The 11,927-nt window shown below is 39.5% G+C and carries 11 protein-coding genes; all 11 read right to left on the bottom strand.

Annotation, left to right across the window (positions count from 1 at the left end; translation table 11 throughout):
- Window positions 1-29 precede the first annotated feature (29 nt).
- Window positions 30-899: a 4-hydroxy-tetrahydrodipicolinate synthase gene (gene dapA / locus ACFQZ9_RS06730; protein ID WP_198311234.1), complete on the bottom strand. Its 870-nt coding sequence runs from the start codon at window positions 897-899 to the stop codon at window positions 30-32.
- A gap of 72 nt (window positions 900-971) precedes the next feature.
- On the bottom strand, window positions 972-2,216 hold the full coding sequence (gene dapG, locus ACFQZ9_RS06725; RefSeq protein ID WP_498942826.1) for an aspartate kinase: 1,245 nt from the start codon (window positions 2,214-2,216) through the stop codon (window positions 972-974).
- Window positions 2,217-2,250: 34 nt separating this feature from the next.
- Entirely contained in the window at window positions 2,251-3,306 is a 1,056-nt protein-coding gene (gene asd / locus ACFQZ9_RS06720; RefSeq protein WP_498942825.1) for an aspartate-semialdehyde dehydrogenase, read from the bottom strand.
- A gap of 170 nt (window positions 3,307-3,476) precedes the next feature.
- On the bottom strand, window positions 3,477-4,076 hold the full coding sequence (locus tag ACFQZ9_RS06715; RefSeq protein ID WP_498942824.1) for a dipicolinate synthase subunit B: 600 nt from the start codon (window positions 4,074-4,076) through the stop codon (window positions 3,477-3,479).
- Entirely contained in the window at window positions 4,073-4,975 is a 903-nt protein-coding gene (gene dpaA, locus ACFQZ9_RS06710) for a dipicolinic acid synthetase subunit A (RefSeq protein ID WP_498942823.1), read from the bottom strand. The genes ACFQZ9_RS06715 and dpaA overlap by 4 nt, the downstream gene beginning before the upstream one ends.
- Window positions 4,976-5,145: 170 nt before the next feature.
- A complete protein-coding gene (locus ACFQZ9_RS06705) occupies window positions 5,146-5,394 on the bottom strand; it encodes a YlmC/YmxH family sporulation protein (protein WP_026574896.1) in 249 nt (82 codons plus the stop codon).
- A 248-nt stretch (window positions 5,395-5,642) separates the two neighbouring features.
- Window positions 5,643-6,881 (bottom strand): M16 family metallopeptidase, encoded by a 1,239-nt coding sequence (locus ACFQZ9_RS06700; RefSeq protein WP_498942822.1) that lies wholly within the window; start codon window positions 6,879-6,881, stop codon window positions 5,643-5,645.
- Between the two features lie 65 nt (window positions 6,882-6,946).
- Window positions 6,947-7,897, bottom strand: a complete 951-nt coding sequence (locus ACFQZ9_RS06695; protein WP_498942821.1) for a polysaccharide deacetylase family protein — start codon at window positions 7,895-7,897, stop codon at window positions 6,947-6,949.
- Between the two features lie 240 nt (window positions 7,898-8,137).
- Window positions 8,138-10,255, bottom strand: a complete 2,118-nt coding sequence (gene pnp / locus ACFQZ9_RS06690) for a polyribonucleotide nucleotidyltransferase (RefSeq protein WP_498942820.1) — start codon at window positions 10,253-10,255, stop codon at window positions 8,138-8,140.
- 274 nt (window positions 10,256-10,529) lie between these two features.
- Window positions 10,530-10,799, bottom strand: a complete 270-nt coding sequence (rpsO, locus tag ACFQZ9_RS06685) for a 30S ribosomal protein S15 (protein ID WP_026574892.1) — start codon at window positions 10,797-10,799, stop codon at window positions 10,530-10,532.
- A 134-nt stretch (window positions 10,800-10,933) separates the two neighbouring features.
- Entirely contained in the window at window positions 10,934-11,920 is a 987-nt protein-coding gene (gene ribF / locus ACFQZ9_RS06680) for a bifunctional riboflavin kinase/FMN adenylyltransferase (protein WP_498942819.1), read from the bottom strand.
- Window positions 11,921-11,927: the final 7 nt, after the last annotated feature.

The raw sequence follows: 11,927 nt of genomic DNA, 5'->3' as shown, positions 1-11,927 counted from the left end.
ATCGAATATCGATTGGATTCTTTGAATGATTACTTTTTTAAAAGCGCCGTCAATCTGGTGCGTTCCTGTTCAGTTAATGGGACCAATGGAAGCCTTACTGAACCTACATCTAACCCATTAAGCTGCAAAGCTGTTTTGACCGGACCGGGACTTGGTGCTGCAAATAACCCTTGCATGATTGGCAGCAATTGCTGGTGGAGCTTCGCTGCTTTAGAATTCTCCCCATCAAAATAGGCCTTAACCATTTCTTGCATTTCATTTCCGATTATATGTGACGCAACCGAAATAATACCGGCACCGCCAATTGACAGAACTGGCAATGTTAAACCATCATCACCACTGTATAAAACAAAGTCTTCATCTGTATTAGCAATGATATGGGTCATTGCATTTAAGTCACCGCTAGCTTCTTTTACTGCAACTATATTGGGAATTTTAGAAAGACGAATAATTGTTTCTGGAAGTATATTGACCGAGGATCTTCCTGGAATATTGTAAACCATCACTGGTAGAGATGTTGCTTCAGCTACTGCTTGAAAATGCTGATATAATCCCTCTTGATTTGGTTTATTATAGTATGGAGCTACAACCATTATTGCATCAACGCCAAGTTCTTCTGCTTTTTTGGTGAGTTCAATGGATGCGTACGTATTATTGCTGCCAGTCCCGGCTATGACCGGAACTCTCTTGGCAGCAACTTTGACAACATGAGCAAATAAAGCAAGTTTTTCTTCCTTTGATAATGTAGGAGATTCACCTGTTGTGCCAGCCACCACAAGTGAATCAGTTCCATTTTCAATTAAATAATTGACTAATTGAGTGGTCTTTGAAAAATCAACATGCCCCTTCTTATCAAAAGGAGTCACCATCGCCGTCGATACTCGACCAAAATGAACCATTTTCTAAGCTCCTTCCATTTGATTGCCGGGAATGAGTCTTTAAAAAGACTCCTGCCTCATACAGTTAACACCTTACATTTCATTTCGATATACTTCAATTGCTTCTTCTTCCAATTGAAATGCATCATGCAGTGCATTGACTGATTTGACCAGGTCTTCTTGTTTGACGAGAACCCAAATGGTGGTATGGCTATCAGCTGACTGCAAAATTCGAATTCCATGGTCAGACAACGATGTTACGATTTTGGAAGTTACCCCAGGGACACCGGCAATTCCTGCACCCACAACTGAAACTTTTGCACAGTTACGTTCAATGACAGGTTCATGACCCAAATCCTGTAAAGTTTTAATCGCCTTATCCGTCATCTCATCCGTTACCGTATAAACAACACCGTTCGGAGAAATATTGATAAAATCAACACTAATATTTTTATTAGCCATTGCCTTAAAAACCTCGGCTTGCAGGTAGTATTGATCTTTTTTGGCAAAAACTTTAATTTGCGTTACATTGGAAACATGAGCGATTCCGGTTACAATCCGTTCTTTTATATCACTGCCGCGATTATCTTTGTTTAAGGTTGTTACGAGTGTCCCGAGACTTTCAGAATAATTTGAGCGGATTCGAATGGGAATTTTCGATTGCATCGCAATTTCTACCGCTCTTGGATGAATCACCTTTGCCCCCTGATAAGCCATATTACATACTTCGGTATAAGTAACAACCGAAAGCGGCCTTGCATTTTCTGCTATCCGGGGATCAGCCGTCATAATTCCTTCTACATCGGTAAAAATATCAATCCATTCCGCATTCAGGGCAGCACCTAATGCAGCCGCAGAAGTATCACTTCCGCCTCTGCCAATAGTTGTGATATCCCCATTTTTTGCTGCACCCTGAAACCCTGCCACGACAACCACATCAGCATGTTCCAATTCTCTTAAAAGCCGGTCACATTTCATTTCTACTATTTTAGCATTTGTATGGTCGCTATTTGTACGGAAACCCGCCTGGGCGCCGGTTAATCCGACAGCTTTGATTCCTGACTCAAGCAACATGTTTGTAAAAACAACACTCGAAATGACCTCACCGCAGGACATAAGCAAATCTTGTTCGCGTTTACTTATTTTACTGTTAATCCCGCCAATTAAGGAAAGAAGGGTATCCGTTGCATAAGGATCCCCGTTTCTTCCCATTGCTGAAACCACTACGACTACCTTATAACCGTCTTTTAACGCCTTTTCAATATGAACACTAGCATGTTTCCTGCCTTTTTCATCCCTGACAGATGTACCTCCAAATTTTTGCACGATAATTTTCATGTTGACATTCAAAACCTGCCTTTTTATGAAAACTTTATTTTTCTTTCACTAAACCAAGTTTCACTAAACTTTGTGCAATTTGTACAGAGTTCCAGGCAGCGCCTTTTAGTAAGTTATCAGAGACGACCCACATATGGAAACCTTGGTCTTCATCAAGGTCCTTTCTGATTCTTCCAACAAATACATCATTACTTCCAACACAATTTGCTGGCATTGGATAAACCTGGTTTTCTGGATCGTCTTGTAAAATGACGCCTGGTGCATCCTTTAACAAAGCCTTAATTTCATCAGCACTTACGCCTTCTTGGTCAATTTCAAAATAAACTGACTCAGAGTGACCTACTGCAACTGGAAGACGGACACATGTAGCTGAAACAGCTAATTCTGGTAAATGCATGATTTTCTTCGTTTCATTAATCATTTTCATTTCTTCAAAAGTAAAACCATTTTCTTGGAACTTATCAATTTGTGGAATGGCATTAAAGGCGATTTGATAATGGTTTTTATCGCTGCCTACTGGTAAAATCTTTGGTTCCACAGGTTCATTTGCCAAAATAGATTTCGTTTGATCCATTAATTCTTGCACAGCTTTTGCACCTGCACCTGATACAGCTTGGTAGGTTGAAACAATAACTTTCTTTAAACCGAATTTTTGTCTAATTGGTTCCAAGGCAACGACCATTTGGATAGTTGAACAATTTGGATTGGCAATAATCCCTGTATTTTGATGTAAATCTGTTTCATTAACTTCCGGCACTACCAATGGTTTATCGGCATCCATTCTAAATGCACTTGTATTATCAACAACAATTGCCCCGCGTTTTACAGCTTCCGGCGCAAGTTCTTTGGAAACACTGCCGCCTGCTGAAAATAATGCAATGTCAATACCTTCAAAGCTCTCAGGCTTCGCTTCCTGAACCGTATATTCTTCTCCGTTCACGACAATTTTTTGACCTGCTGAACGGCTTGAAGATAATAATAGTAATTTCTTGTAAGGGAAATTTTCCTTTACTAAGGTTTGGATCATTTGCTGTCCGACTGCTCCTGTTGCTCCGACTACTGCGACGTTAAATCCGCTTTGCTGACTCATTACTATAAGACCCCTTTCAATCTCTTATCCAGTTATTTCTTTTGGAAATAATCTAATTAGTAAAAACAATTCGCATGAAGAGAATAACCATCTCCAGCATATGAATTATTTATATATTCTAACATATTCCTTTAAAAGAAATAACCATTTTCATACGAAAGAGGGAATAATTAAACATCATCTCGAAATCTTTCAACCAGTACGGGTTGAATCTGTTTTCCTTCAATTGCAGCTTCCACCGTTTCCATTAACATTGTCATTCTTGCTACCATTGAATTTGGTTTTTTAACCGGATCATCCTGTCCGTAAGGAATAAAATAAATGTGTTTGGTAGCCATCAGTTTCATTAAATTTACTCCATTCAACCCTAATGCATCATTCGTAGAAATTCCGAGCACAATCGGCTTAAGGTTCCTTAGTGTTGCTTTAGCTGCCATTAAAACAGGACTGTCGTTCATAGCGTTCGCGAATTTACTCATGGAAACCCCTGTTAACGGTGCGATGACCATACAATCTAGAGGCATTTTAGGTCCTAGTGGCTCTGCTGCAACAATGGAGTCGATGGCCTTATTACCCGTAAGGTCTTCAATCCTTTTAACCCAATCTTCGCCATTGCCGAAACGAGTGTCAGTACTTTTTACGGTATAGGACACTACCGGAACGACTTCGGCACCTGCTTGCACTAGTTTCTCAATTTCCGGAAATACAGCATCATACGTACAATGTGACCCTGTCAATCCAAAGCCAATTCTTTTTCCTTTTAAACTCATTTTTCTTTCCCCTTTCTATTTAATAGGTCATCCTGAAGTAATTGTGTCAGCACATCCGCAAGAATTAATCCGGCAGTCTTTGGAGCTACAATCCCCGGTAAACTTGGTGCGAGCAATGCCTTTATTCCCCGCTTTTCCGCATATCTAAAATCAGTTCCGCCCGGTTTAGAGGCAATATCAATGATGAGTGTATGGGCAGGGAGCTTAGAAATAACTGCTGCACTTACCACCGGATGCGGAACGGTATTGATTAATATATCGGTATCCGACACTTCTTTCACAAGATTATTTAAATGAAAAGGTGTTACGCCCATTTCTGTAATTCTTGCAAGATGTTCGCTTTTTCGAGCGCCGACCTTAACTTTCGCCCCAAGGGCATGAAAAGCTCGAGCAGTACTCATACCACACCTTCCTAGGCCCAAAACCGTTACATTTGATCCGTGAATCGTATAATCCGTATGCTGGATGGCCATCATAATTGTTCCTTCAACCGTAGGAATCGAATTATAAATAGCTACATCATCCCTTGAAAAAAGTTGGATAAGTCTTCTCTTCGATTTAGTCGTGATCTCATTTAAAAATGCATTACTTATCCCTGAATAGATCGTACATTGTTCAGGTGTCTTTAAAAGCATATCTTCTGTCAAAATAACCTTCTCATTTGAAAAGATTGTTTCAACCTGTCCTTCTAAATTCGTACCGGGCACGGGTAAGATGAGGGCGTCTATAGTAGAAAAATCTACCTCATCTAACTTTTCCTTAACAGCACCAGTAAAGGCGTGATCAAGCTGTTCGAAGCCAATGAGCGATAATCTGGCATCTAACTCGGTTAACTTTCGGATAATTTCCAGCTGTCTTGCATCACCACCGATTACGGCTATCTGCATCCCTGTCAGCATGAAAACATTCACCTTCTTTTTAAAAAAATCCAATTCGAAAATCAGTTTCTTCTATTCACTTCAACATCTTATGTCGGAGACCATCAATCTGTGAGTTATTCATGATTAGTTCATAAAAAAAGCCCAAGCAAATATCCATTTGCTTGGGCTTTGAACCTGATTTTACTTCTTTATTCATCTTCATTTTCAGGAATATCGATGATGATCATGTCCGTTCCAATCTTTTTAATATGATTCCAAGGAACTCTAATTTCTTCTCCTTGTTTTCGAAAACCAAACCATTTGAGGGATGGGATGAGAAGAGCTTGAATTTGGCCAGTTCCTTCATTGATTTCAAGATCCGTTTGACCAAGAACTCCAAGTCGCTCCGCTTTTTTCACGTCAACAATTTCCTTTCCACTTAACTCACTCAGTCTCATCAATACGGACTCCCTTCACTTTCTTTATACTATCTTATATAAGGAAGTCCAATAATAGAACAAGAAAGCGGAAGCGCCTTGATCAGCCCCGACAAGTGCTGGAGGCCCTGACGGTGAAGTCGTTCTTTGACTTCATCGTCAGGGCCGAAGCAACCTAGAAAAAAAGCAGTTCATTTTTTCCCTCGAGGGGCTAGGCGCTGGAGCTGGACTATAAAAAAAAACAGTTCGACTTCTCGAACTGTTTCTTTTTATTTTAGGCCCTTTGGAAATTCTCCATCAGGACTGATTAAGGAAACTGAATATTGATTCGTGAAAATGGACCTTGCCATTTCATCAGCACTTTGCTTGGTTACTTGATCAATTTGTTCAATAATTTCATCCAATGAACGATGGCGTTTTAACAATAATTCGTTTTTCCCGTTACGGCTCATTCTGCTATTGGTACTTTCCAAACTCAGCATCAAGCTTCCTTTTAATTGTTCTTTAGTATTCGTAATCTCTTTTTCGGTAATTCCATCTTGTTTTAACTTATCCAATGTTTCCTGAATGGTTTCAAATAATAAATCGAGCTGCTTAGCCCCTGTACCCCCATATACTGTCACAATTCCACTATCTTGATAAGCGGAATGATAAGAGAAAACAGAATACGCTAAACCACGCTGCTCACGGACTTCCTGAAACAATCTGCTGCTCATACTGCCGCCAAGGACGTTATTTACAATAATTAAACTATAGATGTCCTCGTGACCAATCTTTAATCCTTCAAAACCTAAACATAAATGGGCCTGCTCTGTTTCCTTTTTTCTAGAAATCCGATTAGAATGAAAAACAGGGGTGTTTTCACGTGTTTCATGGTTGCCACCAGTGTAAGAGCCAAAGTATTTTTCCACTTCATTAATAAACGCATCTGAAACATTACCGGCAATTGAAATGACAACATTTTCCGGAGTATAGCGCTCATGAATATATTCCTTTAGCTTTTCACCCGTAAATGTATTAAGTGTCTCTTCCGTTCCCAGGATTGGATAACCAAGCGAATGATCCTCGTATACGGCACGGCTTAATAAGTCATGAACGATATCATCAGGAGTATCCTCATACATTTTAATTTCTTCTAGGACAACATTTCTTTCCTTATTTAATTCTTCTTCCACGAAAGTCGAATTAAAAAACATGTCAGCTAATACATCTAAAGCAAATTGCGAGTGGGTATCAAGAACTTTGGCGTAATAACAAGTATATTCTTTTGAGGTAAAAGCATTCACTTGACCCCCAATACTGTCAAAGGATTCAGCAATATCTTTTGCAGACCGTGTGGTTGTACCTTTAAAAAACATATGCTCTAAAAAGTGGGAAATCCCATTGATTTCGGGATGTTCATTCCTAGATCCGGTACCAATCCATACACCAATGGCTACAGATCTAACGGTAGGAATTTGTTCTAATACAATTCTTACTCCATTTTGACAAGTGTATTTATTTATCATCGAATTCCTCCTGATTATAACAGCTCAAAACCTCATTACTTATATTTTATGCTACTCTTCCGATGTTATTTCATTATTCTTTCCTCGCTCATTAACTCTGAAACAGTACCAATTGTTAGATTTTTTTTCTCAATTAAAGTAATGAGGCGGTCAAGAGATTTAGCAGTTGACTCAGTAGGATGCATTAAAATCATCGAACCGTTATCAACTTTACTTATAACACGATTAATAAGGGCATCTGGAGTTGGCTTTTGCCAGTCCACCGTGTCGACGGTCCACATAACCGTTTTCATTTTTAACTGATTTGCCACCGTCACCGTCTCATTCCGGTAGCTTCCGCTAGGCGGAGCAAACCATTTGCAGACTTCCCCTGTTGCCGCCTCAATGACTTCATTGGTTTTAATCATTTCCGCTCTTGTTTGGGAGGCAGTAAGTCTCTTCATATCCGGGTGGGAATAGGAATGATTACCCACCTCGTGACCAGCGTCAACAATCATTTTGGCCAGATCCGGATTCTTCTTCACCCAATTGCCCTCCAGAAAAAAGCTTGTCGTAACATGATGCCTTTTTAAGGTTGCAAGCATATCCGATAAAAATTCATTTCCCCATGCTACATTAATAATAAAGCTAACCATTGGTTTATCAGGATGGCCTTTATAAATAGGGGAAGGCGGTAAATCCTTTAAGTGCACTTTCGGTGAAGTTTGTGTAAAAACCAATTTCTTTTCATCAAATTGATTTTTACTTTTCATCTTTTTATAGGAGGCTGAAATATCAACCTTTAATCCATTATATCCTGGTATCGCCTTCCAAACCGGGTCAATTTTGGCATTGGAAGGTGGGACCTCATATGTAGGAGCATTTTTAACAATGCTTTCATAAAGAGGATTGGAATGTTGCTTTGAAACCATCATTGCAGAATCCTTCAGGGTATCTACATACGGATTCACAATAGGATTATTTACCGAGACCCATCCAGCCAAACAAATCAGCATAAATATAACCACTTTTTTCATCTTCCCGTTCCCCCTTCCATAAACATTATGAATAAAAGGGACAAGGTAGAACTAAAAGCGTAAGCGCCTTGGTCAGCCCCGACAGGGCCGAAGCAACCTCGGAAAAAAGCAGTTCATTTTTCCCCTCGAGGGGCTAGGCGCTGGAGCTGGACAATTCTCAAAGATATTTACATAAAGAAAGTCAGGGGGTTCCCCTGACTTTCTAATGTCTGGTAGCTTTGACAAGACCGGGGTTATCCATTATCGCTGCTCTTCAGCCTTTTCTTTCTGTTCCTTTAAAACAGCTTTCCGTGAAAGGTTTACGCGGCCTTGTTTATCAATTTCTGTTACCTTAACAAGTATTTCATCACCAATTTTTACAACATCTTCTACTTTTCCAACCCGCTCTTCTGCAAGTTCAGAAATATGGACTAATCCGTCTTTTCCGGCAAATATTTCGACAAATGCACCAAATTTTTCAATTCGTTTTACTTTACCAAGGTACATTTGTCCAACCTCTACTTCACGGACAATATCTTCGATAATCTTTTTAGCCTTTTGATTCATTTCCTGATCTGCAGATGCAATAAAGATTGTTCCATCCTGCTCAATATCAATTTTAACGCCAGTTTCTTCAATAATTTTATTAATTTGCTTTCCACTTGGTCCAATAACATCACGGATTTTATCCGGGTTGATCGCCATGGTTAAAATTTTCGGCGCAAATTTTGATAACTCAGCTCTTGGTTCATTAATTGTTGCAAGCATGGAATCTAAAATTTGCATTCTTCCTTTTTTCGCCTGCTGAAGTGCCTCTTCTAAGATTTCACGGGATAGACCTTCAATCTTGATGTCCATTTGAAGAGCAGTTACCCCCTTAGAGGTTCCGGCTACTTTAAAGTCCATATCACCAAGGTGGTCTTCCATTCCTTGAATATCTGTCAAAACAGTATAATGTTCTCCGGATTTTACGAGTCCCATTGCAATTCCTGCTACAGGTGCTTTAATCGGAACACCAGCATCCATCATAGCAAGAGTACTAGCACAAATACTCGCCTGCGAGGTGGAACCGTTGGATTCCAAAACCTCAGAAACCAAGCGAATCGTATATGGAAAATCCTTTTCATTCGGAACAATTGGTTCAAGTGCCCGTTCTCCCAATGCACCATGACCGATTTCTCGACGGCCCGGGCCGCGAATCGGACCAGTTTCTCCAACGCTAAAGGAAGGGAAATTATAATGATGCATAAAGCGTTTTTCTTCCTCAATGCCTAAACCATCAAGTATTTGAACATCTCCCATTGCACCGAGTGTACAGATACTTAAAGCCTGAGTCTGACCACGTGTAAATAAACCAGATCCATGTGTACGTGAAAGCAGCCCCACCTGAGAAGATAGTGGACGGATTTCATCAATTTTACGGCCATCAGGACGAATTTTTTCCACAGTTATTAAGCGGCGGACCTCACCCTTAACAATTTTGTCAAGGATTTGCTTAACTTGTTTTAAGTTCTCATCCGTTGCTTCCTGTTCTTCATATTTAGCTAAAACTTGTTTTTTTACTTCTGTTATTGCAGCTTCACGTGCGTGTTTTTCTTGAACTTGAATTGCGTTAATCATATCTGCTTCACAGATTGTTCTGACTTCTGCTTCAAGCTCTTTATTAATTTCGTAAAGCGAAATCTGCATTTTTTCTTTGCCAATTTCTGCAGCAATTTTCTCTTGGAATTCAATTAAGCGTTTGATTTCGTCGTGTCCAAACATAATGGCTTCAAGCATAGTTTCCTCAGGTACTTCATTTGCACCCGCTTCAACCATGTTAATAGCATCCTTTGTACCGGCGACAGTTAAGTGGATGTCGCTAAGTTCAGATTGCTCAACAGTAGGATTAATTACAAATTCACCATTTACACGGCCGACTACGACACCTGCAATTGGACCCTCAAATGGAATATCAGATGTGCTTAATGCCAAGGATGAACCAAACATTGCTGCCATTTCAGTAGAACAGTCTTGGTCCACACTCATTACAATACTAATAACTTGTACATCATTACGGAATCCGTCAGCAAATAATGGACGGATTGGACGGTCAATTAAGCGGCTGGCCAGAATCGCTTTCTCACTTGGACGGCCTTCCCTTTTAATAAAGCCCCCTGGAATCTTCCCGACTGCATATAAACGTTCCTCGTAGTTTACAGTTAATGGGAAAAAGTCAAGGTTTTTTGGTTCCTTTGAAGCAGTTGCTGTACTTAAAACTGCTGTATCACCATAACGGACGAGGACAGCGCCATTTGCTTGTTTTGCTAATTGTCCAATTTCGACAGTCAGCTTGCGGCCTGCCCACTCCATGGAATACTCGTGTTTCGTTTGTTCCATATTGTTACCCCTCTCAGGTCAAAAATCATTTCAGAGGATGATTCGAAAAATATTTTCGCTATAATCATCATTTTCCATATATAAAAAGCCGTAAAAAGCTTATGTTAGGAATTTCAAATATAAGAATAGTATGCACATAATTTCGCGATTTTAAATATGTATAGAGGATTCTTTATTTTTGTACAATTCTAGAGCTTATCAGGACTGGTTAAGATGTTTCCGTTTTTCTTTTAAAAAGCTAACAAAAAAGCGGGAAAAATCCCGCTTCTGTTGATTATCGACGAAGACCAAGCTTATTGATTAGCACACGGTAACGTTGAACATCTTTGTTACGTAGGTAAGATAAAAGATTACGACGCTTACCAACCATTTTCAACAAACCACGACGTGAGTGGTGATCTTTTTTGTGAGTACGTAAGTGCTCATTCAAATTGTTGATTGATTCAGTAAGGACAGCGATTTGAACCTCTGCAGATCCAGTATCGTTTTCATGAGTTTTATACTCAGCGATAATTTCATTTTTACGCTCTTGAGTGATTGCCATCCTAATTCACCTCCTAAAATATGAATCCCCTGTTACTGAGCAAGCGTCGGTGACTCGACTTGCCAAGCAAAGGTTTTTTAATACGTTAATAAGAATACAATGTTTCAGTCTAAAATGCAAGTGAAACCTTGATTTTAATGTAAGAAAGTGGTTGATTCACTACAATCTTCGGGGACTTTGTCGAATTTTTTAAAATAATTCAGCGCCGTTTGTTTATCTCTTCCAATTTGCGCTACCAATTCTTCAATACCCGAAAACTTTTGTTCTTTGCGAATATATTGATGCCATTCAACCTTTACCTCTTTACCATAAATCATTTGATTAAATTCGAATAGATGAACCTCAACTGATGGCTTTTTCGCAGCATTATTGAAAGTAGGTTTAATCCCTAGATTACATACCCCGTTGTACCACTTTCCATCTATCTTCATCCTCACCGAATAAACACCAAGCGGAGGTAAAAGATATTCCTCCCCAACATCCACGTTCGCGGTTGGAAATCCAATTGTCCTTCCGCGTTTATCACCATGAATAACGGTTCCCGCAGTTGTATAGTTTCTTCCTAATAAATCAGAAAGCTCAGCTGTTTTCCCTTCTTTTAATAATTTCCTTATACGGGTCGAACTCACCTTTTCTTCCTTTTTGGTAAGCTTTGGAATGACTGAAAAAGTGAATTGTCCTCTTGAATGGAAAGGGATGGTTTCCATTGTCCCTTTTCCCATTCTTCCATATGTGAAGTCAAAACCCGCCACGACATGTTTAACATTTAAGTTTATTACATATTGATCGATAAATTCTTGCGGGAGAAGGTTTGCAAATTCTGTAGTAAAATGAATAATAAATACATAATCAATCCCCATGTTTTCGAGGATGTGAATTTTTTCTGATAACGGCGTAATATAGCGGACATGCTGCTCAGATTTCCCCAACACCACGGATGGATGTGGATCAAAAGTCATGACGGCGCTCTTCAAACCAAGCTCCTTCGCCTGTCTCTTTGCTTCTAAAATAACTTGTTGATGGCCAAGATGAACTCCGTCAAAATATCCTAGAGCCATTGATAATGGCGGTAATTCACTATTGTCTGTAAAATTAGGAAAATTAAGCTTCTTTACTTCCAATTGAAAC

The sequence above is a fragment of the Neobacillus sp. GCM10027624 genome (genome assembly GCF_042675345.1).
Classification (GTDB): domain Bacteria; phylum Bacillota; class Bacilli; order Bacillales; family Cytobacillaceae; genus Neobacillus; species Neobacillus cucumis_D.
The sequence above is the reverse complement of the archived record's forward strand: the minus strand, read 5'-3'. Positions and strand labels throughout refer to the sequence as shown.